A 26,337-nucleotide genomic window follows, 5' to 3' on the forward strand; every position below is an offset into this window, starting at 1 on the left:
TGACCCCCATGGGTGATACGGCGGTGCCGTGGCCGCAGGAAATCCGGATCGCGATGGCCATGGTGGGGGGATCCAGCCTGGCAGTGTGGATGGGGGGAGTCGCTACCGAGACGTCGGCGTTGCTGCACGCTTCGCGCACGCCGGAGGAAAGTAACGGCTACCGGAAACTTCTCGACCTTTTGCACGCCTCGGTGCGCCTCGACGTGCTCACCGGCACGAGCGCGGGCGGCATCAACGCCGCGTGCCTCGGTTTGGCGGAGGCCTATCGGTCGACGCCCGCGGTATTGCGCGACACCTGGTTCTCCGCCGGGTCGCTGGAGAACCTGATCCGCGATCCCGGCGAGACGCGGCCGCGTTCGGTGCTGAACGGCGACAAGGTGCTGCTGAACGGTCTGGTCCAGGCGATGCACGACATCACCGGGTCCGGTGTCGTGCCCGCCGAGCCGCCGGACGTGACCGTGCTGCTCACCGGAACCATGCTCGACGGCGAGACCACGCAGTACGACGACGCGCTCGGAAACCGTGTGCGGGACACCGAACATCGCATGCTGTTCCGCTTCCACGGTCCATTGTGGAATAACCAGGTGCACGCCCCGCTCGCGCTCGCCGCGCGGTCGAGCGCGTCCTTCCCCGGAGCCTTCGAGCTGTCGCGGATGCCGATCGGTCCCGAAGCGGCGGACCGGCTGCATCCGGACATGACCGACTACACGGAGCTGGTGCGTTCGCATTGGCTCGCCGACGGCGGCGTGCTGGTGAACAAGCCGCTGCGGCCGGCGCTGCGGGAGATTTTCGAGCGCTCGTCGTCGACGGATGTGCGGCGGCTGCTGTTGTACGTCGTCCCGACTGTCGACGGCGAAGCCAAGCCGATGACGTGCGACCCGGCTGAGCCGCCCATGCTCGGCACCGCGCTGGCGAAGGTCGCCTCGACCATCATGAGCCAGACGATCAGCGTCGAACTGGAGGAATTGAACCAGCACAACGCTGCCGTCACGCGCACCCGGGACACGCGCGTCGCACTCGCGTCGCTCGGCCTGCGCGGCGGGCAGCTGGTGGACGACCGGGTGCACCGGGCGTACCTCGACCGCCGGGTCGCGCTCGACGCGGCCGACCTGGTGCGGGCAGCCACCCGCCGCTACGAACTGTCCGATGAGGACAGTGGGTGGGCGGCCGGGAACGCGGCTCTGCTGCGGGATATCGCCGCGGACGGACTGCGGCACGGGATCCCGACCACGCTGCCCGGCGAGTCGGTGCCGGTCGCTGAGATGGTCCGCTACCGCACTTCGACGCTGGAGGACGCGGTCGCCACCGGCATCCAGCTGATCAACGCGGGTTTCCGGATGGGCCCGGATCTCGAGCAGGCGGCCCAGCTCAACGAGGCCCGCGCGAAGCTGCACGCCGCCCGCCGGAAAGCGGCTCGCGACGTACGGCTGTCCGCGTGGGTGGCGCGGCACGAACCGCCGCCGCCAGACACCGCGATGCCGGATTGGATCGGTCAGCTCGCCGCCGAATGGGCGGATCTCGGGGCGTCGGACGAGGTCCGCGAGGCGTGGCCGGAGCTGACCGGCGCGCTGCGGTCGGCGGCTCCGGTGCTGCAAGCGTTGTCGGGCAAGGAAAACCAGTGGTCCGAAGACGCCGCCGAAACCGTGACGACGTTGCTGGACTGGTTCGGCCTCGACAACGCGGACGTCGCGGACGGCTTCGTGATGGCGCGGTTCCTGTTGCTGCACATGGCAACGCGCGGGCTGCTGGCCGAAGCGCCGGCGGTCGACCAGCGGGTGGACCTGGTGCAGCTGAGCGCGGACAGCCGCACCCTGCTCGACCTCGCGCGCCCCCGCGGCCGGGACAAGCTGACCGGCACGCAGGCGAACAACTTCGGCGCGTTCTACAAAGCGTCCTGGCGGGCGAACGACTGGATGTGGGGCCGGATCGACGGCGCGGGCTGGCTGACGCAGTGTCTGCTCGACCCGAAGCGCCTGCGGGTGCTGCGCGACATCGTGGGCCCGGAGGAATTCCGGGAGCAGGTAAGGACGACGTTCCTCGAGATCGGCTGGCAGCCGCCCTCGCCGACGGACAACGGGATGCCCTCGGACCTGCCCGGGTTGCTCGCGCAGCTGGGCGACGAGCTGGCTTTCCTCGGCCTGGACGCGAATCTGTCGCCGGTCGGCTTCGGAAAAGAGGTGCCGACCAGTCTTCCGGTGACGTCGATGGTGCTGGCCAGGTCGCGGCAGCTGGACATCGCGCGGGAGGAACTGCCGGTGCTCGCGCGGCAGGCCGAGGCGGATGCGAAGGAGGGCAACGGAAAAGCGTCGGAAAGCTTCCGGAAGCTGATGCTTTCCCGGCCGCTCGACCAAAAGAAAGCGGCTGCCTCGCCGGAAAACGCCGGCCGGCCGGACCCGGCGCAGCGTGCTTTCCAAGCCTGCCAGGTTTCCGCGGAACGATTCGAAGGCGAACTCGGCAGTACGCTGCTCGCCAAAACCATTGTCAAAGCCGGGGCCGCCGGGCTCAATGCCGCGTCCACCGCCACCCGGGTCCCGAAAACCCTCCAGCCGCTGGCGAAATTCGCCCAGCTCAGCAGCCGCAGTTCGTGGTGGGTCACGCAAGGCGCGACGCGGCTGGGCCGCCCCTGGAACCTGCTCGCCGCCGCCGTCACCGCGATCGCCGGGTTCGTGCTCAGCGGCGAGGGCGGCTCCGTCCTGCAGTGGCTCGGCCTGCCCGTGGCGGCCGGTGCGCTCGTGTTCCTCGTGGTGAGCCTGCTGACGTTGAGGCGCACGTGGCGAATGGTGCTCACCGTGCTGGGCGTGCTGGTGGTAGCGGCGTTGCTGTTCGCGGCTTTCCTGCCGCCTCTCGCGCAGCCGTTGTTCGGCTGGCTCGGCACCGTTGTGGACGGTTGGCGGCGCGGGGAGGCTCCGCTGTGGTGGCTCGCCGTCGTCGCGCTGCTCCTGCTGCCCGCGGTCTGGACGCCGCTGTCCGGGCTCGGCCGGCGCGGCCGGAGGAAGCGGCGGCGGCCGCGTCCGGGCAGGCTACGCTGACCCCCAGGTAAACCGGGGTTTTCCGGCGCTGGAGTTGCGGTAGCGGCCCGGAAGGCCCATCGTCTGGGGACACGGGCCGCATACCGAGGGTGTGCGGCCAAGGGGCCCGTGTGCCCAGAACTTCCGCTCGTTAAACATGTTTGTGGCACTCCTCACCGGGGTATCCCCGTCGTCCCTGGTGAGGGCGGTGGGCGTGGCATGGATCGCTGGCGGCGGGAAAATTCTCTGTTACGTTTCCAAAGTATGTCCGGAAAGCACTTGATCGAATCCCCGACCAAGGCCGATGGTGCCGCTCTCTGGCGAATCGCGCGCGATTCGCAGAAGCTGGATCTGAACTCGCCGTACGCGTACCTGTTGTGGTGCCAGGATTTCGCGGACACCTCGGTCGTCGCCCGTGTTGACGGTGCGCCAGTCGGATTCGTGATCGCTTACCGAAGGCCGGCCGCGCCGGACGTGGCGTTCGTGTGGCAGGTCGCGGTCGACGCGTCGCAACGCGGAAAAGGCCTGGCCGGACAGTTGCTGGACAGTCTGTACACGCGTCTGGTCGGCGAGGGCGTGCGGTACCTGGAAACCACGATCACTCCGGACAACCAGGCGTCGATCCGGCTCTTCGAGTCGTTCGCGAAGCGCTGGGACGCGGATCTGGAACACCGCCGGTTGTTCGAAGTCGCTGATTTTCCGCAGGGGGAGGCGCACGAACCCGAGGACGTTTACCGCATCGGTCCGTTGCGCCGCTAATAACCCGTCAATTTCGCCGAGTAGGAGCGAAAGAAATCGTCATGAGCATCTTCGAAGAGCTCGAATCAGAGGTCCGCAGCTACAGCCGGGGGTGGCCGGTCGTCTTCGACCGGGCGCAGGGCAGCAGGCTCTACAGCGAGGACGGCAAGCCGTACCTCGACTTCTTCGCCGGCGCCGGCGCGCTGAACTACGGGCACAACAACCCGCACCTGAAGAAGGCGCTGATCGATTACCTCCAGCGCGACGGCGTCACGCACGCGCTCGACATGTACACCGTCGCGAAGCGGGACTTCCTGGAGACCTTCCGGGAGAAGATCCTCGCGCCGCGCGAGCTGGACTACAAGATCGTCTTCCCCGGCCCCGGCGGCGCGAACGCCGTGGAGGCCGCGCTGAAGCTGGCGCGCAAGGTGACCGGCAAGGAATCGGTCATCAACTTCACCAACGCGTTCCACGGCATGACGCTCGGCGCGCTGTCGGTCACCGGCAACTCGATGAAGCGCGGCGCCGCGGGCATCCCGCTGGTGCACGCCACGCCGATGCCCTACGACAAGTACTTCGACGGCGCGATGCCGGACTTCATGTACTTCGAGAAGCTGCTCGAAGACTCCGGCAGCGGCCTGAACGAGCCCGCCGCGGTGATCGTGGAGGGCGTGCAGGGCGAGGGCGGCATCAACGCCGCGCGCCTGGAATGGCTCAAGGGCCTCGACGACCTGTGCAAGCGGCACGGCATCCTGCTCATCCTCGACGACGTGCAGATGGGCTGCGGCCGCACCGGCCCGTTCTTCAGCTTCGAGGACGCCGGCATCTCGCCGGACATCGTGTGCCTGTCGAAGTCGATCGGCGGATACGGCCTGCCGATGGCGCTCACGCTGATCAAACCGGAGCTGGACGTCTGGGAGCCGGGCGAGCACAACGGCACCTTCCGCGGCATCAGCCCGGCGTTCGTCACCGCGACCGAGGCGCTGCGCGTCTACTGGAGCGACGACGAGCTGGAGAAGTCGACCAAGGCCAAGGGCGAGCGCATCGCGAGCACCTTCAAGGACCTCGTGGAGAGCTACCCGGAGGCGAATCTCGCCGCGAAGGGCCGCGGTCTTGCGCGCGGCCTCGAATTCGCCAACGGCGAGCTGGCCGGCGCGGTCTGCAAGGCGGCCTTCGAACGCGGCCTGCTGATGGAGACCTCCGGCCCGGACGGCGAGGTGATGAAGCTGCTTCCGCCGCTTACCCTCACCGACGAGGAACTGAGCGAGGGCCTTTCGATCATTTCCGAATCCGTCGCCGCCGTTCTCAAGTAACCACCCGAAGCACAAGAAGGAGCCCTTCACTTGCTGGTCCGCACGCTCGACGAGATCACCGACACCGACGCTGACATCAAGACCCCGAACTGGCGCAGCAAGCGCATCATCCTCGCGAAGGAGGGCGTCGGTTTCTCGGTGCACGAGACGACGCTGTACGCGGGCACGGTGAACGACTTCTGGTACGCCAACCACATCGAGGCCGTCTTCATCACCTCCGGAGAGGGAGAGATCGAGGACCTCGCCACCGGTGAGGTGCACCAGCTCAAGCCGGGCACGCTGTACCTGCTGAACGACCACGACAAGCACCAGGTCCGGCCGAAGACCGAGATCAAGTGCGTGTGCGTGTTCAACCCGCCGGTCACCGGCCGCGAGGTGCACGACGAGAACGGGGTCTACCCGCTCGTCACCGAAGACTCCTGACGCTGAGCCACTCCCACCACCGCAAGAAAGAAGAAACGCCAGAAGAACTGGAGGCGAGCCACTGTGACGATCATGGACACCCGGGTCGAAGACGGTTACCCGACCCGGATCACCGGTACGCCGGATCATCTTCCGCGCGTGCACCCCACCGTGTGGGGTACCGAGGCTGACGGCCCGATCGACGCCGCGACCCTGGCGAACCACGACGCCAAGGGTTACACGGTCGTCGAGGGGCTGCTCTCGCCCGGTGAAGTCCAGACGTACTGGCAGGAGGTCGTGCGGCTGTCCTCGGACGAGAAGCTGCGCGACGACGAGCGCGTGATCACCGAGGCCCGGACCGGCGAGGTCCGGTCGATCTTCGACGTGCACGAGATCTCCGGCCTGATCGCCGAGCTGGTGCGCGATCCCCGCGTGCTCGACTGGGCGCGGCAGATCCTCGGCTCCGACGTCTACATCCACCAGAGCCGGATCAACTACATGCCGGGCTTCAAGGGCACCGGGTTCTACTGGCATTCCGATTTCGAGACCTGGCACGCGGAGGACGGCATGCCGTCGCCGCGCGCGGTGAGCTGCTCGATCGCGCTCACCGACAACTATCCCTACAACGGCGGGCTCATGGTCATGCCGGGTTCGCAGCGCACGTTCGTGCAGTGCGTCGGCGAGACCCCGGAGGCCAACTACAAGAGCTCGCTCAAGGACCAGCGGGTGGGCGTGCCGTCGCCGGACGACATCACCAAGCTCGCCGCCGACCACGGCATCGAGCAGTTCACCGGTTCGGCCGGTTCGGCACTGTGGTTCGACTCGAACATCATGCACGGCTCGTCGAACAACATCACGCCGTATCCGCGCTCGAACATCTTCCTGGTGTTCAACAGCGTGGAGAACGCGTTGCAGCGGCCGTTCGCCGCGAGCGAGCCGCGGCCGTCGTTCATCGCGGGCCGCGACTCCACGCCGATCACGCGGTGACCAGGGACACCTTCGCCAACCGGCGGGTCGCTCGTAACGGAGAATGTGCGCCCTGTTACGTTATCGCCACCTCGCGGTTCGGCTGCGAGGGCAAGGTTGTCCGCGGCGGTCCGGGTTCTTGCTCGGGGTGAGCCCCCCGAACCGCGGGCGGACGGCCGCGATGCACGGGTGGACCGCGCCCCCTGGCGGCCCGGCCGACGATCATAGAGTCCGGCCCCGCACCATCAGATCGGGACTGATGGTGCGGGGCCGGACTCGTCTGTTCAGGGGCGGAATTCACGAAAGAGCGGTTTCTGCCTGCTGCCGCTGACGGTAAGTTGACCTGTCTGGCTGGGGGTGAGCCTGGGAGGTGCGCGCGAGCATGGCCGATGGCGGCGCGCGGGTCGAACTGCTCGGCCCGGTGCGGCTGCTCGACGGCAGCCGTGCGGTACCGGTCGGCGGTCCCGGGGTGCGGGGGCTGCTGGCGCTGCTCGCGCTGCGCGTGGGCAAGGTGGTGCCGCTCGAGGAGATCATCGACGCGCTGTGGGGCCACGATCCGCCCGCCACCGCCCGCACCATCGTGCACGGCAACGTGTCGCAGCTGCGCAGGCTGCTGCGGGAAATGGCCGATCCGGTCGCCGAGATCAGCACCCGTCCGCCGGGCTACCAGCTTTCCCTCGCGCCGGAGCGGATCGACGCGCATCGGGCGCGGGCGCTGCTGGAGCAGGCCGCGCTGGAAACGCCGGAGAACGCCTCGAAGCTGCTCGCCGAGGCGCTCGCGCTGTGGCAGGGGCCGACGCTGTCCGGCGTGCCCGATTCGGTACGGGCGCCCGAATTGGACGAGCTGCGGCGCGCGATCCGCTACGCCCGGATCAACGCGGACCTCGACCTCGGCCGGTACGACGAGCTGATCGTGGAGCTGAGCCCGATCGTCCGCGCGGACCCGCTCGCCGAACGCATCGCCGGGCAGCTGATGCGCGCGCTCTACCACGCGGGGCGGCGCGGGGAAGCGCTCGAGCTGTACCGCACCGTCTCGCGGGCCACGCTCGGTTCGCTCGGCGTCGAACCCGGAGCCGATCTGCGTTCGCTGCACGAGCGGGTGCTCAACGACGATCTCGCCGAGCACGAGAGCGCGGTGCCGGAACACGCCGTCGCGCCGTCTCAGCTGCCGCCCGCGCTGCCGACGCTGGCCGGGCGCGAGGCGGAGGTGGAATGGCTCAACGGGCTCGCGGAACGCGGCGACAGCACGGTGATCGTGTCCGGCACCGCCGGGGTCGGCAAGAGCGCGCTGGTCATCTGGTGGGCGCACCGCGCGGCCCGGCTGTTCCCGGACGGGGTGCTGTACGCGGCGCTGCAAGGGTTCGACCCGCATCATCCGCCGCTGGAGCCGGGGGATCTGCTGTCGCAGTTCCTGCTCGGACTGGGCGTGCCCGCCGACGAAGTGCCGGAGCACGTGCACGAACGCGTGGCGCTGTACCGGTCGCTGATCGCCGGGCGGCGGATGCTCGTGCTGCTCGACGACGCGCGTTCGGCCGAACAGGTGCGTCCGTTGCTCCCTCCGGGTGCACGGTCGATGACGGTGGTGACGAGCCGGTCGCGACTGGAGGCGCTGGCGGTGTCGCACGCGGCGAAGCTGCGCGTGCTCGGCACGCTCGCGCCGGAGGCCGCGGTGAGCGTGATCGAGGAACTGGCCGGGCCGGCGGACTTCGACCTCAACCACGCGCTGGCCCGGCTGTGCGGCTACCTGCCGCTCGCGCTGCGGATCGCTGGAGCGCGGCTCGCCGCGAGTCCACAGTGGACACTCAAGGACCTCGTCGGGGAGCTGGGAAACGAACGCACCCGGCTGGCCGGGCTCGACGTCACCGGAGCCGACGACGGCGTGCGGGCCGCGTTCGACGTCTCGTTCCGCGGCCTCCCGGACGGACTGGCCCGGACGCTGCTGCGGCTCGGCGCGGTGCCCGCCCGGCACACCGGTCCGCATCTCACGGCGGCCATCGCGGAGATCCCGGTGGAGCAGGCCCGGCGCGAACTCCGCACGCTGGCCGCGCACAACCTGATCGCCGAGACCTCGCGCGACGCCTTCGCCCCGCACGACCTGGTCCGGCTGTACCTGCGGGAGCTGGCGGAAACCGAACTGGACCCGGCGGAACGCGCGGCGGTGCTCGACCGGGCCATCCGCTACCACCAGGCCGCCTCGGACACCGCGCGGCGGAAGATGCTGCGCATCGTCGACCCGCTCGACCTCACCGGCCTGGTGCCGCCGGAGGCACTGCCGCCGCTGGAGACCTTCGCCCAGGCCCAGGACTGGTTCGCCGCGGAATGGCCGAACCTGCTGGCCGTACTGGACGCCGCCCACGCCGACGGCCGCTACGCCGACGTCTGGCGGCTCGCCCGCGTCGCGCACACCTACCGGGTCGTCTGCCCGCTGTACGAGGAATGGATCCGGCTGGTCGACCTGGGCCTCGCCGCCGCCGAGGCCGCGAACGAACCGCTCGGCCAGTGCTGGATGCTGATCTCCCGGTGTGCCATCGCGCTCACCTTCGAGCTGTCGCCGGGCAGCATCGCCGACGCAGAACGCGCGGTCGGCCTGGCCACCCGGCTCGACGGCCGCTCGCTCATCGTCGCCAAGATCCACCTGGGCAGCGTGCTGACCCTGCTCGGCCGCTATTCGGAGGCGATCGAACGGCTGCTGGAGGCCGTCGAGGAAACCGAACGCACCGGCGATCTCGAACTGCGTGGCCAAGCGCTCAACAACTGCGCCGAGACGGAAAAACGAGCCGGCCGTCCGGCCGAGGCGATCACGCATCAGCTGGCGTCTCTGGAAATAGACCGCCAGCTCGGCGACGACAGCTATGCCGTGGTGTCGCTGAACAACCTCGCGGAACTGCATCTGGGCATCGGAGACCTGGAAGCCGCCGAACGCTACGCGCGGGAGGCAGTGGCGCTGGCGGTGGCGCGGCAGTTCGAACTGCAGGAGGGCATCCTGCGAGTGACGCTGGCACGGATCCTGCGCGGCCAGGAACGACTGGAGCCCGCACGGGAGGAGTACCGGCGGGCGGTGGCGTTGTACGAGCGGATGAATCCCCGGCAGGTCGAGGAGCTGAGGAAGGAAGCGGCGGAGCTGGAGTAGCACCCGCCCTGCTGGCGGTGGGCGGGCGGACAGCCGGCGGAAGGCGATGTGTCCGGACGACCGTCCTCCCGTCGGGCCCGCCCTGCTGTCGGTGGGCGGGTGGACAGCCGGCGGGAAGCGATGTGTCCGGACGACCGTCCTCCGGTCGGGCCCATCCCGCTGGGCGGTGGCGGGCGGACAACCGGCGGAGGCGATGCGTCCGGACGACCGAGGCCGCCCTCCTCCGGCCGGGGCCGCCCCGCGGAGGTTGCCGGGCGGGCAAAGACCGGGCCGCCGGGGAGTGAGCGGGCAGTCGGCGGCCCGTGCTCTTGTACAATGTTCAGCTGTGTTTTCGCAGGTCTGCGTGGTAATAATCGCGTCCGCTTAGCGGATTCTTAGCCATCCGGCGGTCAGCGCGCGTAGGGTCGGCCGCGACGCTGGCGGAGCCCTAGGGGAGGGGCAGGCTGTGAAGCCGGCGACGGGACCGCGGCGGTATGGCGCGGACCTGGGAGAGCCGCCAGGAGCGGTTCGGTGGCGGTTGGCCGGCCGAGATGGGGGTAGGCCGGCCGGCCGCCAGGCTCTATTCGACGTTCGACGTGCAGAGCGCGATCGAGCTGCCGCTGCTCTCGGCGACCTTCTTGCCGTCGACGATGATCTGGCAGCTGATCTGGTTGGTCACGCCCGCGTTCGCGGTGTCCGCGGTGAGCGAGAGGACCGGCCTGCCGCCGTCGTAGGAGGCGTGCCCGTGCCAGTCGTCGGTGCTCGGCGGGGTGGACGCGGTGCGCTGGTCGTTCAGCGTGCCGTAGCGGACGGTCGCGCCGCCTGCCGAGGTCACCACGAAGTCGACCGAATGCTTCTCGCCCGGCTGTGGCGGGATGTGCAGTTCTCCCGCTCGCGCGGTGCCGAACATCGACGGGTACAGCAGCATCGCGCCGCACAGCAGGGCGGCGAGTGCGGAAAGCGTGGTTCCGGTGAGTGCGACACCCAATCCGCGCATTGTGCCCTTGGAGGAAAGTACGATTCCCGCAATTCCCGCGGCGAGGCCGACCCCGGCGAGCGGCCAGGCGAGGAAACCCCAATCCGGGAGGAACGCGACACCGGCCGCGGCCAGTCCGAGCGTGACCGCGAGCCCGCCCGGCCAGTTCGCCTGCCTCCGGGACGGCGCCTGCTGCGGCGGACGGTGCGGACCAGGGCGAGTAGTGGTCCGGCTGTGTCGTGCGGGTGCGGCCGGATACGGCTGCTCGGTCGTCATGCGTGCCTCTTCCGCGTGGGTTGGCGACGACGCTAACGCAGATGCCCGCGAAGTTGGAATAATCGTTATCGACTGACAATGTCATTCATTTACCGCGTCCGGGCAGTCGGGGTCATTTCCCGCCGGATTGCGCGGACCGGTGCCATTTACTGCCCGGAAAAACAGCGGTGCGGCGATTCCGAAGAGCGACCGCGCGCTTACCCGGCGGCGGTCCTGACCTGGCGCCGCGGTCTCCCGCGCGCCATTCACTGGTCGAAAAGACTGACTTCCGGAGTGATCTCGAGAAGTTCGTGCACCGGCCTGCCGCGCCGTCCGTCGATGGTCGTCGTGCGCACCACGCGCAACCGCGCGGTCACCGGGCGATCGAGGTTTTCCTTGATCTGGTCGAGCAGATCCGGGGCGACCGCGCCCTGAATGGTTCCGCCCGATTCCCGCTCCAGGTAGAAAATTCGCCGCCGGGTGCGCACGCCGTCGAGGCGTCCGGTCACCGTCTCGTAGCCGACCGCCTCGCGGGACTCGCGCAGGCTGCCCTGCAGCACCCTGGCCTGTTCGGTGGTCATGCTCCGGGTCACCTGCTCGCCCGCGGTCGGCGTGAGCGCCATGCCGATGCCGGCGTGCTTGCTGACCGCGTTGACGACGTCGCTGACCGCGTTGCGCACCGTGTCGCGCTGCAGCAGCACCGCGTCGAGCGCGCCGTCGTCGGATCCGTTGGCGGGCAGGAAATCGCAGAGCTCCTTCACCGCGCGCTCGGACAGCGTTTCGATGCCGTCGTGGATCAGCGCGTCGTCGACCGCCGGTTCCGGGAAGCCGAAGAAGATCGCGTTGCCCGCCTGTCCTTTTTGGATCAGCGGGGCCTTGTCGCGGTCCGCCTGCTGGACGAAGGTGACCTCGTTCGACGGATTGCGGATGATGTGCCCGATCTTCGCCGTCGCGTCCTGCAGCGCGCGGCTGATGTCGGAGAAGGTGTAGGCGTCGATGTGCGTTTCGCCGATCACCGACACGTGCAGCAGCGGCGCGCGGCAGGTGCGCTCGAACTTCGCGTTCGCCGCCATCGCCGAGGCGCGCGCGAGGTCGTCCAGCCACGTGCCGCCGGGGATCTCGTCGGCGATCCGCCGGAACTCGTTCCTCACCACACCATCTCCGGGATGCCTCTGCCGCCTTCGGCCCACACCGATTCCCACACGTCCTCGTCGCCGGGACGGCACAGGAAGCCGTCGAGCATGCCGCCGACCGGCTGGATCTGGTCGAGGTACATCGCGGGCTGGCCGACGATGATGCCGCGCAGGGTCAGCAGGCCGTACAGCGCGGTGCGGCCGGCGTCGTCAAGCCGCTTCAACGCGCCCCATTCGTCCGGCAGCAGCACCACGTCGAGCCCGCGCGGCGGATGCGCCGTGCGGGTGACGAACGCGCCGCCGAGCCAGGCCCTCCCGGAGGTGATCACCCGCTGGGCGACCCCGAGGTAGCTGTTGAGCGCGCTGAAGAGGATCTCGCGCTCGTTCTGGTGCGGCGCGTCGTAGACCAGGCGCTCGTAGACGTCGGCGAGGTCGGCGTGATGGCGGCCGGGCGGCAGCAGGTTCTGTGGCGTCCAGTGCGGAAGCGCCATCGGACCTCCTGACGTCGTCCGGGGCCCTCGGCGCCCGCTTACCGTGCGTAGCCGAATCTACCAGGTGGGTGTCAGCCACTGCGTCCAGGTCGCCGGGGCGCGGGTTCGTCGTCGTGCGGCCAGTGCGGACTCCGCTGGTCGTCCTCGGGCCAGCTCAGTTCGCCGGACAGCCTCGGCTCCGGATCGGGCAGCGGATGCCCGGCGGGACCGGGCACCGGATGCCGCTCGTGGTACGGCTCGTCCGGGTCGACTTCCGGATAGTCGTTGTAGACGCGCTCCGGCTGGTCCTCGTAGTGCGGGTACGCGGGTTCCTCGTAGTCCTCGTACGGATTCGCCGGCGGGATGTGCCGGGTCTCCTCGGCCGGGGCCTCGACGGGCGCGGCCGCGGGCCGGTACGGCTGCGGCTCGGCCTCGGCCTTCGGCCGGGAAGCGCGCGTGAACAGCCACATGGCCGCCGCCCCGAGCAGGAACGAGACCAGCAGCCACAGCCAGATCTGCCCGAAGAGCCAGAGCATCCGCCATCACCTCTGTTCCACTGTGATCTCGACCCGCCGGTCGCTGTCGCCTCCGTCGTCCGGACCGTTATCCGAACCGCTCGCGCTGGCCACCGCGAGCAAACGGTCGCGCGGCACGTCCTCGCGGATCAGCAACCGGATCACGGCCAGCGCCCGGTTGCGGGAGAGCTTCAGCGCCGCACCGCGCCCGCCCGGACCGTCGGCGACCCGGCCGACGAAGCGGTAGCGGAAGTTGTCCGGGGCGTCCCGCAGCAGCGGCGCGAGATCGCGCGCGGCCTGCTCGCCCTCGTCGGTGAGCTGGGCGGTGTCCGGTTCGAAGGTGATCGGCGCGGCGGCGAGCCTGCGGTCCAGTTCGGCCTGGATCCCGTCGCGGTCGGTCGGCGGCGCGGGCGGCGGGGCGGGCGAACTCGGCGGCGGGCTGGACGGCGGAGTCGTCGACGGTTCGGGCGAGGGCGAGGGCGCGGGCCGCACCGGCCCGGCTCCGCCGGAGGCTTGCGCGGATTCGACCCCGTCGACACCCTGCACGATGCCCAGCGCGCGACCGGCTTCCTCGGCCGGGAAACCCTCGAGGGTCGCCTGCCGTCCGGAGAACTTCACCTCGCCGCGGCGCAGACCGGCCGCGTCGAGCGCGGAGCGGGACCGCGCGGCGAGGTCGTCCTGGATTCCGCTGCCCTGCAGCCAAGTCACGAGGCCCGCGAGCAGGGCCGTGACCACGACCGCGACGGGGATCAAGCGAAGCCACCCTCGTGCACCGGACATAACAGGACCCTATGCCGGGCCGGTCCGGTTGGCGACCTGGTGCGGACCGCCGTTCGGGTGGCTCTCGAAGGAGTGCCGGCACCGGCGGTCACCGGCACCGGCACTCCTCGATGGAGGAGCGTTCAGGAAGCGGTCGCGTTGCCCCGCACGTCGCCCCGCACGTCGATGCTGATGCTCGCCGGGTCGTCCGGCACGAGCGGGACGAGCGGAGCCAGCTCCGGGCGCTTCGGCGACAGCCCGTCGCCCATCGACTCGCCGCGCAGCTGACGGCGGATCCACGGCAGCAGGTGCACCTTGGTCCACGTGAGGTCGGACCGCCGCGACGTGATCCAGGTGGCCGGCTCGGTGCTCGGCGGGTACGGCTCGCGCCAGTCCTCGGTGACCGGGACGCCGAGCACCTCGGCGGTGTGCAGCGCGATCCGGCGGTGCGCGTCCGGCGTGAAGTGCAGCCGGTCGTCGCTCCACGCGCGACGGTCGTGCAGCGGCTCCATCGTCCACAGGTCGACCATCTTCGCGCCGTGCCGGGCCGCGATCGCCCACAGATGCGTGTTGTAGATCGCGACCTTGCCGCGCAGCACGCTCATCACCGACAGCGTCTTGGTGTCCGGCCCGTTGAAGATCACCACCGGGATCCCGGCCTCGCGCAGCTTCGCCACGCCCGCCTCGAACCGCTCCGCGATGGCGTCGACGTCCGCGCCCGGCACGATCACGTCGTTGCCGCCCGCGCACAGCGTGACCAGGTCGGGCTTCAGCTCGAGGGCGATCGGGAGCTGCTCGTCCATGATCTCGTCGAGCATCTTGCCGCGCAGCGACAGGTTCGCGTACTGGAACCCCGGCTCGTCGCCGGCCAGGATCTCGGCGAGCCGGTCGGCCCAGCCCCGGAAAGTCCCGTCGCCCCGATGGTCGTTGAGGCCCTCGGTGAAGCTGTCCCCGATGGCTACGTAGCTGTTGATCCCGTACACGCTGGGTTCCCCTTTCCCGCTGGTGCGCGCCTGTTCCCCGTGAAGTCCCGGACCTAGTTGTACACCCCAACTAACAGTCGGATATCCCCGTATCCTTCCCGCCGGACAGGACCGGTTCAGCCGGATGTCACAGTCTCTTACCTTGTCGGGGGTTCGCGCCTCCCTATTACGGCATTTTCACCGGGACGAACCTCACGATCGGCCCCTTACCGGGCGCCATGTGGGGTAGGTCTCCCGGCCTGGGGGTCCGTCGCGAGTTGCGGCAGGCTGGAAGCTGTGACAGACGAGACTGCGAAGGGGCCGGCGCGGGAGTCGCTCACGCAGATCCTCGGCGGGCGGCGCGGCGCGATCGACGCCAGCATCCCGCCGGCCGCGTTCGTCGTCGGCTGGCTCGCTTCCGGCCAGTCGATCGCCTGGGGAGCCGGGGTCGCGATCGGCGTCGCCGTGCTGCTGGGCGCCTACCGGCTGGTCCGCGGCGACAAGGCGCGCGCGGTGGTGGTGAGCCTCGCCGCAGTGGTGATCGCCGCGCTGATCGCGATGCACACCGGCCGGGCCGAGGACTTCTTCCTCCTGCAGCTGTTCTCGAACGCGGCGAGCGCGCTGCTGTTCGCGGCGAGCATCGCGGTCCGCTGGCCGTTGCTCGGCGTGATCGTGGGGTTGCTCCTCGGGCAGAAGACCCGCTGGCGGCGCGATCCGGCCCTGCTGCGCGCGTATTCGTGGGCGAGCGGCGTGTGGGTGCTGCAGTACTTGCTGCGCGTGGTCGTTTACGGACTGCTGTGGTGGACCGGGCAGGTGGTGGCGCTCGGAGTGGCGCGCACGGTGCTCTCCTGGCCGCTGGTGGCCGCGACGGTGGCGGTGAGCGGGTGGGTCCTCTACCGGAGCCTTCCCGCGGAACACCCGGGCCTTCGCCTGGCGAAAGACCCGGGTGCGGGCGAGTCCGGAAACGGACCCGGAAGTTAAGGCGGCCCCCGGCGAGGGGGGAGGGTCCGGGGGCCGGTTCCTACGGTACCCGGACCGGAGGGGTTGAGTCGACGGTTTCGACTCTTCCGCTCAAGTTTTGGTGGCATTCACCCGTCGGGATGGTCTCGGGGTGTCCTCGCCCCACGCCTCGACCGCCGCGAGCCAGGCCGCGCCGAGCACTCCATCGGAGCTGGTCAGAACGGTGAGACCGGCGAATTCGGCCCGCACGCGAGCCCCGACCGGGCTGTTTTCGGCCAGCACGCTGCCCACGAGCACGATCGGAGTTTTTTCTCCCGGCTCGCGCGTGGCGCGGGCGACGCGCACGAGATGCCGGGCGCCCCGGGCGACGATTTCCTCCGCGCCGGGCTCGCCGGCCGCCGCCGCGGCGCTCACCAGCGGCGCGTACCGGGCCAGCCGGACCGGCGGTTCGGCGTTCGCCTTGGTCACCAGTGCCCACATGACCGTGAACCGGTCGGACAGGTCCACTGCGGACGGTCCGAACGCCTCGGCGAGCACCGCCTCGGCCAATCCGTCGAGCGGGCCGTCGCCTTCGAGAGCGGCGAGCGTGGCGCGCACGGCTTCGCGGCCGAGCCAGAATCCGGAGCCCTCGTCGCCGAGCAGCCAGCCGTGCCCGCCCGCGGTGGCGACCATCCGGCGGCCGCGGATGCGCCCGGCGATCGAGCCGGTGCCCGCGACGAGCACGGTGCCGTCCGGTTCGGCCGTCGCGGACGCGTAGGCCACCTCGGCGTCGCCGGTCGTGCGGACCCGGCCGGCGAGTCCGATCCGCTCCCACGCCGCGGTGAACTCCGCGGCGACCGCCGGATCGGACAGCTTGCTCTCGCCTGCCATGCCGACCACGACGCCGAGCACGTCGGTCCGTCCGTCCACTGCGGACTCGATGGCCCCGGCGATCCGGGCCGCCGCCACCGCGGGCGGATGCGAATTCGGGTTCGCGCCCTCCGCGGCCCCGGTGCCGCGGACGACGCCGGCGGCGTCGAGCGCGATCGCTCGCGTGGACGTGCCGCCGGCGTCCACGCCTACTACGAGGCTCACCGGGTCTTGGTCACCTTCAGCAGACCGCGCGGGTTGTCCGGGTTGCCGCCGCGAGCGAGCGACAGGCCGAGCGCGATCCGCTGGATCGGCAGGATTTCCAGTACTGGAGCCAATTCCTCGACCGTCGGGGCGACCGGGATGCGCAGCGCGGCGGGCACGTCGTTCGCCGCCGAGCCGACCGCGAGCACGTCCGCGCCGCGTTCGCCGACCGCTTCGAGGACCTCGCGCATGGCCTCGCCGCCGCGGCCGAGGCTGGTGGCGGCGAGCACGGCGGTCTCGCCGTCGACCGCCGCGACCGGGCCGTGCAGCAGGTCCGCGCCGCTGTACGCGCGGGCCGCGAGGTAGCTCGTCTCGGCCAGCTTCAGCGACGCTTCGAGCGCGCTGGCATAGGAGTAGCCGCGGCCGGTGGTGAGAACGCGGTCGACAAAGCGATAACGGTCCACCGCGCGCTGCACGCCTTCGACGGCGCCGTCGAGCGTCTGCTGGGCCAGTTCGCCGATCTTCTCGGCGTCCTCTCCCTTGCCGCCGCGGATCGCGTCGATGAAGAGGTACAGCGCCATCAGCGTCGCGGAGTACGTCTTGGTAGCCGCGACCGCCTTCTCGACGCCGGCCCCGATGTCGATGCCCAGCTCGGAAGCCGCGCGCAGCGGCGAATCCGGGGTGTTGGTGACCGACACGGTCAGCGCGCCCTGCCGCCGGGCGGCCTCGGTGACCTCGATCAGGTCGGGCGAACCGCCGCTCTGGCTGACCGTGATGAAGAGCACGTCGCGCAGGTCCGGGCGAGCGCCGTACAGCGTCGCGGTGGACGGCGAAACGAGGCCGGCCGGCAGGCCGAGGAGTACCTCGATCAGGTATTTCGCGTACAGCGCGCCGTGGTCGCTCGAACCGCGAGCGGCGAGCAGCGCGAACCGCGGCGGGTTCTGTGAGATCTTTTCCGCGACCTCCGCGATGCCGGACCGCCGCTCGACCAGCCCGGCCAGAACGCTGGGCTGCTCCGAGATTTCCGCGGCCATGTGCTCGCCGGGACGTAGTTGGGTCATCACTTTCCTCTCCGCCGGGACGGGGTCCCGGTGTGCTGAGCGGCGTCCGGTCAGGTCTAGACCAATGCTAGCCGGGCGGAGCGGGTCGGGAGAAGGGTACGTTTCCTCACGGGGCCGTGGCGCGTTTAATGTGGGAAGACTGAGGGAGCCGGGCATGCTGGAGACACCCCCCGCGAGCGAGGCGGGGACTGCTGCGCGAGGGCAGCGCGAACCCAAGTACTGGGCGCTGAAGCAGCATCTGCTGGACCTGCTCGACGCTTTGCCGCCGGGATCGCCGATCCCGACCGAGCGGGCGCTGGCGGGAGAGTTCACCGTTTCGCGCACCACCGTGCGCCAGGCGCTGGCGGATCTCACCGCCGAGGGCAGACTGCACCGCGTCCAGGGCAAGGGCACGTTCGCCGCCGAGCCGAAGCTCGCGCAGCGGCTGCAGCTGTCCTCTTATACCGAGGACATGCGCAAGCAGGGCCTGAAGCCGTCGTCCCAGCTGCTGGAACTCGAGGAGCTTCCGGTCGAGGGCGAGATGACGAAGCTGCTGCAGCTGCGCAACGGCGCGAAGATCCTGCGGCTGCGCCGGCTCCGGCTCGCCGACGGCCAGCCGATGGCGCTCGAGACCACGCACCTGCCGCTCGGCCGGTTCCGCGGGCTGCGCAAGCACATCACCGCGGGCGGTTCGCTGTACGCGGTGCTGCGCGAGCATTACGGCGTCGAGCTGGAGCGCGCGGAGGAGACCATCGAGACGTCGCTGGCCGGTCCGCAGGAAGCGGAGATCCTCGGCGCGGACGTCGGCATGCCGGTGATGATGCTGACCCGGCATTCGTTCGCCACCGACGGCAAGCCGGTCGAGTTCGCGCGCGCGGTTTATCGCGGCGACCGGTACAAGTTCGTCACCACGCTGCTTCCCTGACCGCGTGCCCGCCGGCATCCGCTGGGGCACGCCCGCGGCTCGCGGCGTGCTCTGGACGACCATCCTCGGTTCGGGGATGGCGATGCTCGACGGCACGATCGTGAACGTCGCGCTGCCCAGGATCGGCGAGGAGCTGGGCGCGTCGGTCGCCGGTCTGCAGTGGATTCTCGACGGCTACCTGCTGGCGCTGGCCGCGCTGATCCTGGTCGCCGGGTCGCTCGGCGACCGCTACGGCAGGCGGCGGGTGTACCTGGCCGGCGTGGTGTGGTTCGGCCTCGCGTCCGGGCTGTGCGCGGCGGCGACGTCGACCGAGCTGCTCGTGTTGTTCCGCGTGCTGCAGGGAATCGGCGGGGCGTTGCTGACGCCGGGGTCGCTGGCGATCCTGCAGTCGTCGTTCTCGCCCGAGGACCGGGCGCGGGCGATCGGCTCGTGGTCCGGGCTCGGCGGGATCGCCGCCGCGGTCGGGCCGTTGCTCGGCGGACTGCTGGTGCAGGCGTGGTCGTGGCGGCTGGCGTTCTTGATCAACCTGCCGCTCGCGGTGGTCGTCGTGCTGATGGCGCGGCGGTTCGTGCCGGAGTCGCGCGATCCCGCGGCGACCGGGCATCCGGACTACGTCGCCGCGGCGGTCGGCGCGCTCGGGCTGGCCGGGGTGACCGGAGCGCTGGTCGAGGCTCCGGTGCGCGGGATCGGCGATCCGGTGGTGCTGGCGGCTTTGGCGGTCGGGGTCGCCGGGCTGGGGCTGTTCCTTTGGCTCCAGCACCGGGCGGCCGAACCGCTCGTGCCGCCTTCGTTGTTCCGCGACCGGACGTTCACGCTGTCGAACGCGCTGACGTTCGTGGTCTACGCGGCGCTCGGCGGCGTGATGATGTTGCTGGTTCTGCAGCTTCAGGTGTCGCTGGGTTACTCGCCGACGCTGGCCGGGCTCGCCGGATTGCCGATCACGGTCATCATGCTGCTGCTCTCCGGCCGGTCGGGCGCGCTGGCGCAGCGGATCGGCCCCCGGCTGCAACTGGTGGCCGGACCGATCGTGGTCGGCATCGGGATGTTGTTGCTGACGCGGGTGGGCCCAGGGTCGTCGTACCTTGGATCGGTGCTGCCCGCGGTAGTGGTCTTCGGACTCGGCCTGGCCACAGTGGTCGCCCCGGTAACCGCGACGGTGCTGGCCGCCGCGCCGGACCGGTACGCCGGGGTCGCGTCCGGGGTCAACAACGCGATCGCCCGATCGGGTGGACTTCTGGCGGTAGCAGTGCTGCCCGCCGCGGCGGGTCTGACCGGGTCGGCCTACCGAGACCCGGCCGCGCTGACCGCCGGATGGCAGACGGCGCTGGTGATCTGCGCGGTCCTGGCGATCGTCGGTGGGCTGATCGCGTTGGGAATTCACAACGGGGTGCTCGGCGCCGCGGAAACGGATGATTCGCCGCATCCGGGGGATTGCCTGCATTGCGGGGTGGAGGGGCCGCCGACGCACGTCCATCCGGGTGGGCGGCGCTGATCTTTCGGCGGACTACGCGGTGCCGCGGGAGCGGGCGACCAGCCGGGTCTCGATGCGCTGCAAGGCCGTGATCAAGGTGCCGATCTCTTCGGTATCCGCGAAGGTCCCGTCGAGCAGGGCGGACCAGGTGTCGCGCAGTCGTTGCAGGTTCTCCGCTGCCTTGGCCGTGGGGTAGAGGCGCACTCGCCGGGCGTCGGCGGGGTCGGCTTCCCGGCGTAGCAAGCCCTTGGTTTCCAGGCCCCGGACCGCCCTGCTGACGTTGCTGGAGATCATCTGCGTGGCCTCGGCCGCGGCGTTGACCGTGGTGCCCGGGTGGCGGTCGACGAATCGCATCACCGCTCCTTCCAGCGGTGTCCCCGACTCGGCGTGGGCCTCCTTGGCGGCGTTGAGGTGCCGGGCCACCGCGAGGATCAGGTCGGCTGCCTCGAAGAGCTGGTCGTCTTTCACCGGGCCAGCGTAGCCGAATACCTATCGTTTGACAGGTACCTGCTAGGCGACGTAGCTTTAGCTATCAATTGATAGCTAAGGAGCGGCCATGAAGGGCAAGAGCGCGCTGATCATCGGGGCGTCGCGGGGGCTGGGCTACGCGCTGGCCGCCGAGTTTCTCGGCCGCGGCTGGCAGGTCACCGCGACCGAGCGCACGCCGTCCGCGCTGCGCGGGCTGGACGGCCTCGCGGTGGAGACCGTGGACATCACGGTGCCCGAGCAGGTCGCGGCGCTGCGCGAAAGGCTGGCCGGATCGGCGTTCGACCTGCTGTTCGTCAACGCTGGGACCAACTACACGACCGACCCCTCGGCGACCCTCGCCGACGTGTCCACCGAGGACTTCACCAACGTCATGGTGACCAACGCGCTGAGCCCGATGCGCGTCGTCGAGACGCTGCGGGACCTGGTTCCCGAGACGGGCACCATCGGCGTGATGTCGTCGGGCCAGGGCAGCGTCGCCGACAACACGAACGGCGGGTTCGAGGTGTACCGGGCGAGCAAGTCCGCGCTGAACCAGCTCATGCGCAGTTTCGCCGCGCGGCACGCCGACGATCCGCGCACGCTGCTGCTCATGGCGCCGGGCTGGGTGAAGACGGACCTCGGCGGGCCCCGGGCGCGGCTGACTGTCGACGAGAGCATTCCCGGCGTCGCCGACACGATCGAGGCGTGGGCGGGCAAGGGCGGGCTGCACTATCTGGACCGGCAAGGCCAGACCGTCAACTGGTGAGCGGCCTCCCAAGTCGCGTTGGGCGCGCCAAACGGCCACGGCGCGGACCGTGCCGGCGGCCGGGGAGTGCCGCTGGCACCGTCCCAACGCGGGGCTAAGCGAGCAGTTCGGCCAGCATCGCCGGGTCGATGTTGCCTCCGGAGACGATCGCGACGGTGCGGCCGCCCGGAAGTTCGTCGGCGTGGTGCAGGTAGGCGGCCGGGGCGGTGGCGCCGCTGGGCTCCGTCACCAGGCGGCCTTGGCGGGCCAGCACCCGGACGGTGTCGCGGATTTCGTCCTCGGTCACCGTGATCACGCCGTCCAGGACGCGCCGCAGGTGCGCGAACGTCAGTTCGGACGGTTGCGCGCGCAGGCCGTCCGCGATGGTGCGGGCGCGGTCGGTGATGGGCCAGTCCACGAGCTCGCCCGCGGCGAGGCTGGCGGCGGTGTCGGCGGCCAGTTCCGGCTCGACGCCGTAGACCTTCGCGTTCGGGCACTTCGCCTTGATCGCGGTGCCGACCCCGGAGGCGAAGCCGCCGCCGCTGACCGGGACCAGCACGGTTTCGACGTCCGGCAGGTCCTCGGCGATCTCCAGCCCGACGGTGCCCTGCCCGGCGATGATGTCCGGGTGGTCGAACGGCGGGATCAGCGTGAGGCCGCGTTCCTCGGCGAGGGCGAGCGCCGCCGATTCCCGTTCCGCGATCGGCACCTCGCGGACCTCCGCGCCCCAGCGGAGGGTGGCTTCGACCTTCAGCCGCGGCGTCACGTCCGGCACCACGATCACCGCCGGAATCCCGAATTCGCGGGCGGCGTACGCGACTGCTTGCGCGTGGTTGCCGCTCGAATACGCGACCACTCCGCGTTCCCGTTCGGCGTCGGTGAGTGCGGCGATCGCGTTGTACGCGCCGCGGATCTTGAACGCGCCGATCGGTTGCAGGCTCTCGGGTTTCACCCAGAATTCGCCGGGAACCCAGAGCTGACGCAGCAGCGGGGTGCGCACCGCGGTGCCCTTCACCCGTCCGGCCGCGGTTTCGATGTCGGAGATCGTCACGAGGTGCATGAGGCGAGTATGTCAGGAAAGTGTGAGCTTTAGTCTATCCATTGTGGACAGTCAACGTGGCGTCCCTCACCTCGGGGCAACGAAGGGAGCACCTCACACGACTTAACCGTTGAAGAAACAGAGACCAACGGCTGGGAAACGATCAGATCGGAATCATGAGCGAGGAGCAGAAGGAAGCCAAGGAGGACAAGAAGAACCTCCGGATGACCTCGGTGCTCGCCGCGGCGCTCGCGGCGGTCACCGCCGCGTTGCTGGGTTCGACGCTGGGGGTCGCGGGCACCGTCATCGGCGCCGGGGTGGCCAGTGTGGTCAGCACCGTCGGAGGCGAGTTGTACCTGCGTTCTCTGCAACGCACTCGTGATGCTGCTCGGAAGGCTCTCGAGACGGCGGCTCGGCGCAGTCGCAGCGGGCTGTCCCCGGTGCGGGTGCCGGTCGACGCGGTACGGGAGTCGGCGACAGGGGACGCGGCGACCGTGCATGTGCCCGCTGATCTGGCGAACATGCCGACGGTTCGGCTGCGGGCTACGGAGCCGGAGCCTGCCGAGGGGCTCGGGGAGAAGCTTCGGAAGATGCGGTGGCCGTTGATCATCGGGTCGTCCGGGGTCGCGTTCGTGGTGGCGTTGGTTGTTTTGCTGGGGCTGGACTGGACTACCCAGGGGAGCGTGTCCACCGGGTTGATTCCTCGGCAGCCGGATACCAGTCAGCAGCGGGAGGATCGGCCGGATCATTCGCCCAGTACTGAGCCGCAGGTTCCTTCTGGGGGTCCGTCTCGGTCGGGGAGTGCGACGTCTTCGCCTGCTACTACGCCTAGTGCTCCGCCGTCTTCTCGGGCGACGCAGCAGACGCAGCCGCCGTCTTCGTCTTCGAAGCCGACTACTTCTTCGCAGGCGCCTAGCGGTAGTCAGACGCCTACTGCGCCTGGGGTGCCTTCTAATGCGAATGAGTAGCTCGTCGCCTGGCGGCGACATTGCTGCGGGGTTGCGTGGGGCACCCCGAAGCCAAGTGTGCTGACGGTTCGGGGGTGCTTGTCAAGGCGGGAAAGATGCCTTGACAAGCACCCCCGAACCGCAGGGAGGCTTCGTATCGGGGTGCGGGGGAGGGGCTGGGTGCCTCGCTGTTTGGGTGCAGTGGTGCGGTTTTAGGGCTGGGTGCGGCGGTTGCGGTGTGTTTACGGGAGTTGGGCTCGTAGTGCTTGTGCGGCTGCTTTGGGGTCTTCTGCTTCGGTGATTGCTCGGACTACGACGATGCGGGTGGCGCCTGCTGCCAGTACTTCGGGCAGGCGGGGTTCGTCGATACCGCCGATGGCGAACCACGGGCGGTTTGTGCCGCTTGCTGCGGTTGCGCGGACCAGGTCAAGGCCTGGGGCGGATCGTCCTGGTTTGGTGGGGGTGGGCCAGCACGGGCCGGTGCAGAAGTAGTCCACTCCTGGTTCCGTTGCGGCTGCGGTGGCTTGCTCCTCCGAATGGGTGGAGCGGCCGATCACTACCTCGTCGCCCAGGACTCGGCGGGCCAGGGGCACCGGGATGTCGTCTTGGCCCAGGTGCAGGACGTCGGCGCCGACTGCCAGCGCTACATCCGCTCGGTCGTTCACCGAGAGCAGCGCTCCGTGGCGGGCGCAGGCTTCTGCCAGGATCTCCAGCGCCGCTATTTCCTGCTTGGCCTCCAGCGGTGCGCCTCCGGTCTTGTCCCGCAGTTGCACGATGTCGACGCCGCCGGCCAGCGCGGCGTCGGCGAACTCGGCCAGGTCTCCTCGGGAGGAGCGGGCGTCGGTGCACAGGTACAGCCGGGCGGCGGCTAGCCGGGTGCGAATTTGGTCTCCGGTCAAGGCAGGCATGGCGGTGACGTTACCCGCGCGCTACGGTGTGGGGGTCCGCACGGGAGCCCGAGGCAACGGGCTGAGAGGGAGCTGCCGCTCCGACCGTGGAACCTGATCCGGGTCATGCCGGCGCAGGGAGCGTGATTCCACTGTGAACACCAGCACCACAACCGTCACTGTCGTCGGCGGCGGCGTCATCGGGCTGTCCGCGGCTTGGCGCGCGGCCGCTCGCGGATGGCGCGTCACGGTCGTCGACCCGGAACCCGTGCGCGGCGGCGCGTCCTGGCTCGCCGGCGGGATGCTCGCGCCGGTCACCGAGGCGTGGCCGGGCGAGGAAGCCGTGCTCAGCCTGGGGGAAGCGGCGCTGCGGCGCTGGCCCGGCTTCGCGAGCGACCTCGCCGCCGAAGGCACCGATCCCGGGCTCGCCGAGCACGGCACGATCGTCGTCGGGTTCGACAGGGCCGACGCCGGGCACCTCGACATCCTCGCTGGATACCTGCGTTCGCTCGGCCGCGACGTCGAGACGCTCACCGGGCGCGAGGCGAAGCGGCTCGCGCCGGGGCTCGGCGCGGTGCGCAGCGGCTTGCACGTGCCGGGCGATTTAGCCGTGGACAACCGGAAACTGCTCACTGCGCTGAGCGAAGCGGCTACGATGTGTGGGGTCGAGTTCCGGCGCGAGCGGTTGCAGAGCCTCTCCGAAGTGTCCGGTCCGGTGATCCTCGCCGCCGGCGCGTGGACCGGCCAGCTGCATCCGTTGCTGGAGCACGCCGTACGGCCGCTGAAGGGTGAGATTCTGCGGCTGCGTCCGCGTCGCGGGTGTCTGCCGCCTCCGCCGTACACGGTGCGCGCGATGGTCGAAGGACGGCCGATCTATCTGGTACCGCGAAAAGACGGCGAACTGGTCCTTGGCGCGACGCAGTACGAAGCCGGTTTCGACCAGGCTGTCACCGCGCGCGGCGTACGTGAGTTGCTGGAAGGCGCGGAGCGGATCCTGCCCGGCATCACGGAGTACGAGCTGGTGGAGGTCGCCGCCGGGCTGCGGGCCGCGAGCCGGGACGCTTTGCCGTACCTCGGCGAAGTGAGCGAAGGCGTGTACGCGGCGACAGGACACCACCGCAACGGTTTGCTGATGGCGCCCGCGACTGCGGACGCCGTGGTCGCGTGGCTGGCCGGCGAAGCCCCGCCGCCAGAGGTCGCCGCGGCGACGCCCGCCCGTCTGGAAAAGGAGCGAGTCTGATGGAGATCAAGGTCAACGGCGAATGGCGGGAATTCCCCGACGACAGCACCGTTTCCGCGGTCCTCGACGCGTTGGGAGCGGAACGCCGGGGCGTGGCCGTCGCGGTCAACGGCGAGGTCGTTCGGCGTGGCGAATGGGAAGAAGCGGTCGTGCCGAAGGGCGCGCAGCTCGAAGTGCTGACCGCGGTTCAAGGAGGGTGAGCATGGACGACCTGATCATCGGCGAGCACAAGCTGTCGTCGCGGCTGATCATCGGCACCGGTGGCGCGGCGAATCTCGAAGTGCTGGAACGAGCGCTCGTCGCGTCGGGCACCCAGCTCACCACCGTGGCGATGCGCCGCGCCGACGCCGAGGGCGGTTCGGGCGTGCTGGAGTTGTTGCGGCGCTTGGACATCGAGCTGCTGCCCAACACCGCGGGCTGCCGGACCGCGGCCGAGGCCGTGCTCACCGCCCAGCTGGCCCGCGAGGCGCTGGAAACGAACCTGGTCAAACTCGAGGTGCACGCCGACGACCGCACCCTGCTGCCCGACCCGCTGGAGACCCTCGAAGCAGCCGAACGCCTGGTGGCGGACGGGTTCACGGTGTTCGTGTACACCAACGACGACCCGGTGCTCGCCCTCCGCCTGGAGGAGGCGGGCTGCGCCGCGGTGATGCCGCTCGGCGCCCCGATCGGCACTGGGCTGGGCATCCGGAACCCGCACAACATCGAGCTGATCGTCTCGCGCGCGTCGGTGCCGATCGTGCTGGACGCGGGGATCGGCACGGCCTCGGACGCGACGCTGGCGATGGAACTCGGCTGCTCGGCGGTGCTGCTGTCGACCGCGGTCACCCGCGCGGCGGATCCGGAGCGGATGGCGCTGGCGATGCGAAGCGCGGTGGAAGCCGGGTACCTGGCGCGGGGTGCGGGGCGGGTACCGCAGCGGTTCTGGGCGCAGGCTTCGAGCCCGCCTCGCTGAG

25 protein-coding genes and 1 riboswitch are annotated in these 26,337 nt (G+C 70.1%); of the genes, 14 read left to right on the forward strand and 11 right to left on the reverse strand.

The features are described 5' to 3' along the window. Positions 1–8: 8 nt before the first annotated feature. The 6 genes from F9C12_RS27425 to F9C12_RS27450 all read left to right on the forward strand — a co-directional run bounded on the left by F9C12_RS27425 (position 9) and on the right by F9C12_RS27450 (position 9,557). Positions 9–3,029 carry a patatin-like protein gene (locus F9C12_RS27425; protein ID WP_409462274.1) on the forward strand — a complete coding sequence of 1,007 codons (3,021 nt, stop codon included), beginning with the start codon at positions 9–11 and terminating at the stop codon, positions 3,027–3,029. 243 nt (positions 3,030–3,272) lie between these two features. Then, entirely contained in the window at positions 3,273–3,767 is a 495-nt protein-coding gene (gene ectA / locus F9C12_RS27430) for a diaminobutyrate acetyltransferase (RefSeq protein WP_409184666.1), read from the forward strand. Positions 3,768–3,808: 41 nt separating this feature from the next. After that, complete coding sequence (ectB, locus tag F9C12_RS27435; protein WP_409184667.1) at positions 3,809–5,059, forward strand: diaminobutyrate--2-oxoglutarate transaminase; 1,251 nt, start codon at positions 3,809–3,811, stop codon at positions 5,057–5,059. A 30-nt stretch (positions 5,060–5,089) separates the two neighbouring features. Then, positions 5,090–5,482 carry an ectoine synthase gene (locus tag F9C12_RS27440; RefSeq protein WP_037807993.1) on the forward strand — a complete coding sequence of 131 codons (393 nt, stop codon included), beginning with the start codon at positions 5,090–5,092 and terminating at the stop codon, positions 5,480–5,482. Positions 5,483–5,545: 63 nt separating this feature from the next. Continuing rightward, positions 5,546–6,448, forward strand: a complete 903-nt coding sequence (gene thpD / locus F9C12_RS27445) for an ectoine hydroxylase (RefSeq protein ID WP_409184668.1) — start codon at positions 5,546–5,548, stop codon at positions 6,446–6,448. Positions 6,449–6,809: 361 nt separating this feature from the next. Continuing rightward, positions 6,810–9,557, forward strand: coding sequence for a BTAD domain-containing putative transcriptional regulator (locus F9C12_RS27450; RefSeq protein WP_409462275.1), 2,748 nt, complete (start codon positions 6,810–6,812; stop codon positions 9,555–9,557). Positions 9,558–10,116: 559 nt separating this feature from the next. On the opposite strand, the gene F9C12_RS27455 is transcribed toward F9C12_RS27450, so the two are convergent. From F9C12_RS27455 to F9C12_RS27480, 6 genes are all read right to left on the reverse strand, one after another. Next, complete coding sequence (locus F9C12_RS27455; RefSeq protein ID WP_409184670.1) at positions 10,117–10,788, reverse strand: hypothetical protein; 672 nt, start codon at positions 10,786–10,788, stop codon at positions 10,117–10,119. 245 nt (positions 10,789–11,033) lie between these two features. Then, complete coding sequence (locus tag F9C12_RS27460; RefSeq protein WP_067580198.1) at positions 11,034–11,918, reverse strand: hypothetical protein; 885 nt, start codon at positions 11,916–11,918, stop codon at positions 11,034–11,036. Next, positions 11,915–12,391, reverse strand: a complete 477-nt coding sequence (locus tag F9C12_RS27465) for a DUF6932 family protein (protein WP_409184671.1) — start codon at positions 12,389–12,391, stop codon at positions 11,915–11,917. The genes F9C12_RS27460 and F9C12_RS27465 overlap by 4 nt, the downstream gene beginning before the upstream one ends. Positions 12,392–12,462: 71 nt before the next feature. After that, on the reverse strand, positions 12,463–12,906 hold the full coding sequence (locus tag F9C12_RS27470) for a LapA family protein (RefSeq protein WP_409462276.1): 444 nt from the start codon (positions 12,904–12,906) through the stop codon (positions 12,463–12,465). A 6-nt stretch (positions 12,907–12,912) separates the two neighbouring features. Beyond that, a complete protein-coding gene (locus F9C12_RS27475) occupies positions 12,913–13,638 on the reverse strand; it encodes an OmpA family protein (RefSeq protein ID WP_409462277.1) in 726 nt (241 codons plus the stop codon). A 149-nt stretch (positions 13,639–13,787) separates the two neighbouring features. Continuing rightward, complete coding sequence (locus F9C12_RS27480) at positions 13,788–14,627, reverse strand: SGNH/GDSL hydrolase family protein (protein ID WP_409462278.1); 840 nt, start codon at positions 14,625–14,627, stop codon at positions 13,788–13,790. Between the two features lie 276 nt (positions 14,628–14,903). On the opposite strand from F9C12_RS27480, the gene F9C12_RS27485 reads away from it, so the two are divergent. Next, entirely contained in the window at positions 14,904–15,587 is a 684-nt protein-coding gene (locus F9C12_RS27485) for a DUF3159 domain-containing protein (protein WP_409462279.1), read from the forward strand. Positions 15,588–15,677: 90 nt separating this feature from the next. Here the strand turns inward: F9C12_RS27485 and F9C12_RS27490 are convergent, their stop codons facing one another. Both F9C12_RS27490 and F9C12_RS27495 read right to left on the reverse strand, forming a co-directional pair. Then, the gene (locus F9C12_RS27490) at positions 15,678–16,640 is read right to left on the reverse strand and encodes an N-acetylglucosamine kinase (protein WP_409184676.1); all 963 of its coding nucleotides are present in this window, start codon (positions 16,638–16,640) and stop codon (positions 15,678–15,680) included. Beyond that, positions 16,637–17,680, reverse strand: coding sequence for an SIS domain-containing protein (locus F9C12_RS27495; RefSeq protein WP_409184677.1), 1,044 nt, complete (start codon positions 17,678–17,680; stop codon positions 16,637–16,639). The genes F9C12_RS27490 and F9C12_RS27495 overlap by 4 nt, the downstream gene beginning before the upstream one ends. A gap of 154 nt (positions 17,681–17,834) precedes the next feature. On the opposite strand from F9C12_RS27495, the gene F9C12_RS27500 reads away from it, so the two are divergent. Continuing rightward, positions 17,835–18,584 carry a GntR family transcriptional regulator gene (locus F9C12_RS27500; protein WP_009084055.1) on the forward strand — a complete coding sequence of 250 codons (750 nt, stop codon included), beginning with the start codon at positions 17,835–17,837 and terminating at the stop codon, positions 18,582–18,584. A 4-nt stretch (positions 18,585–18,588) separates the two neighbouring features. Continuing rightward, a complete protein-coding gene (locus tag F9C12_RS27505) occupies positions 18,589–20,076 on the forward strand; it encodes an MFS transporter (RefSeq protein WP_409462280.1) in 1,488 nt (495 codons plus the stop codon). 12 nt (positions 20,077–20,088) lie between these two features. Here F9C12_RS27505 and F9C12_RS27510 read toward each other — a convergent pair whose 3' ends face one another. Next, positions 20,089–20,523 carry a MarR family winged helix-turn-helix transcriptional regulator gene (locus F9C12_RS27510; protein ID WP_409184679.1) on the reverse strand — a complete coding sequence of 145 codons (435 nt, stop codon included), beginning with the start codon at positions 20,521–20,523 and terminating at the stop codon, positions 20,089–20,091. An 88-nt stretch (positions 20,524–20,611) separates the two neighbouring features. On the opposite strand from F9C12_RS27510, the gene F9C12_RS27515 reads away from it, so the two are divergent. Beyond that, positions 20,612–21,289, forward strand: coding sequence for an SDR family NAD(P)-dependent oxidoreductase (locus F9C12_RS27515; RefSeq protein WP_409462281.1), 678 nt, complete (start codon positions 20,612–20,614; stop codon positions 21,287–21,289). Positions 21,290–21,383: 94 nt separating this feature from the next. Here F9C12_RS27515 and F9C12_RS27520 read toward each other — a convergent pair whose 3' ends face one another. After that, complete coding sequence (locus tag F9C12_RS27520) at positions 21,384–22,328, reverse strand: threonine/serine dehydratase (protein WP_409184681.1); 945 nt, start codon at positions 22,326–22,328, stop codon at positions 21,384–21,386. Positions 22,329–22,483: 155 nt separating this feature from the next. Between F9C12_RS27520 and F9C12_RS27525 the strand changes: the two genes are divergently transcribed. Further along, positions 22,484–23,275, forward strand: coding sequence for a hypothetical protein (locus F9C12_RS27525; protein WP_409462282.1), 792 nt, complete (start codon positions 22,484–22,486; stop codon positions 23,273–23,275). A gap of 221 nt (positions 23,276–23,496) precedes the next feature. On the opposite strand, the gene thiE is transcribed toward F9C12_RS27525, so the two are convergent. Beyond that, a complete protein-coding gene (gene thiE / locus F9C12_RS27530) occupies positions 23,497–24,162 on the reverse strand; it encodes a thiamine phosphate synthase (protein ID WP_409184683.1) in 666 nt (221 codons plus the stop codon). Positions 24,163–24,192: 30 nt separating this feature from the next. Next, positions 24,193–24,299: riboswitch (TPP riboswitch) on the forward strand. Here thiE and thiO point away from each other — a divergent pair. The 3 genes from thiO to F9C12_RS27545 all read left to right on the forward strand — a co-directional run bounded on the left by thiO (position 24,296) and on the right by F9C12_RS27545 (position 26,336). Continuing rightward, positions 24,296–25,381 carry a glycine oxidase ThiO gene (gene thiO / locus F9C12_RS27535; protein ID WP_409462283.1) on the forward strand — a complete coding sequence of 362 codons (1,086 nt, stop codon included), beginning with the start codon at positions 24,296–24,298 and terminating at the stop codon, positions 25,379–25,381. (Overlaps the previous riboswitch by 4 nt.) Next, positions 25,381–25,581, forward strand: coding sequence for a sulfur carrier protein ThiS (thiS, locus tag F9C12_RS27540; protein WP_037361904.1), 201 nt, complete (start codon positions 25,381–25,383; stop codon positions 25,579–25,581). Before thiO ends, thiS begins: the two co-directional genes overlap by 1 nt. Before the next feature lie 2 nt (positions 25,582–25,583). Further along, positions 25,584–26,336, forward strand: coding sequence for a thiazole synthase (locus F9C12_RS27545; RefSeq protein WP_009084036.1), 753 nt, complete (start codon positions 25,584–25,586; stop codon positions 26,334–26,336). Position 26,337 lies beyond the last annotated feature (1 nt).

Origin of the sequence: Amycolatopsis sp. GA6-003, assembly GCF_046267895.1 — a bacterium.
Classification (GTDB): domain Bacteria; phylum Actinomycetota; class Actinomycetes; order Mycobacteriales; family Pseudonocardiaceae; genus Amycolatopsis.

Bases quoted from the DNA above. Each gene is read 5' to 3' on its own strand.
- F9C12_RS27425 (WP_409462274.1), top strand. From the start codon at position 9: ATGGGTGATACGGCGGTGCCGTGGCCGCAGGAAATCCGGATCGCGATG.
- ectA (WP_409184666.1), top strand. From the start codon at position 3,273: ATGTCCGGAAAGCACTTGATCGAATCCCCGACCAAGGCCGATGGTGCC.
- ectB (WP_409184667.1), top strand. From the start codon at position 3,809: ATGAGCATCTTCGAAGAGCTCGAATCAGAGGTCCGCAGCTACAGCCGG.
- F9C12_RS27450 (WP_409462275.1), top strand. From the start codon at position 6,810: ATGGCCGATGGCGGCGCGCGGGTCGAACTGCTCGGCCCGGTGCGGCTG.
- F9C12_RS27455 (WP_409184670.1), bottom strand. From the start codon at position 10,788: ATGACGACCGAGCAGCCGTATCCGGCCGCACCCGCACGACACAGCCGG.
- F9C12_RS27465 (WP_409184671.1), bottom strand. From the start codon at position 12,391: ATGGCGCTTCCGCACTGGACGCCACAGAACCTGCTGCCGCCCGGCCGC.
- F9C12_RS27470 (WP_409462276.1), bottom strand. From the start codon at position 12,906: ATGCTCTGGCTCTTCGGGCAGATCTGGCTGTGGCTGCTGGTCTCGTTC.
- F9C12_RS27495 (WP_409184677.1), bottom strand. From the start codon at position 17,680: ATGACCCAACTACGTCCCGGCGAGCACATGGCCGCGGAAATCTCGGAG.
- F9C12_RS27500 (WP_009084055.1), top strand. From the start codon at position 17,835: ATGCTGGAGACACCCCCCGCGAGCGAGGCGGGGACTGCTGCGCGAGGG.
- F9C12_RS27515 (WP_409462281.1), top strand. From the start codon at position 20,612: ATGAAGGGCAAGAGCGCGCTGATCATCGGGGCGTCGCGGGGGCTGGGC.
- F9C12_RS27520 (WP_409184681.1), bottom strand. From the start codon at position 22,328: ATGCACCTCGTGACGATCTCCGACATCGAAACCGCGGCCGGACGGGTG.
- F9C12_RS27525 (WP_409462282.1), top strand. From the start codon at position 22,484: ATGAGCGAGGAGCAGAAGGAAGCCAAGGAGGACAAGAAGAACCTCCGG.
- thiE (WP_409184683.1), bottom strand. From the start codon at position 24,162: ATGCCTGCCTTGACCGGAGACCAAATTCGCACCCGGCTAGCCGCCGCC.
- thiS (WP_037361904.1), top strand. From the start codon at position 25,381: ATGGAGATCAAGGTCAACGGCGAATGGCGGGAATTCCCCGACGACAGC.
- F9C12_RS27545 (WP_009084036.1), top strand. From the start codon at position 25,584: ATGGACGACCTGATCATCGGCGAGCACAAGCTGTCGTCGCGGCTGATC.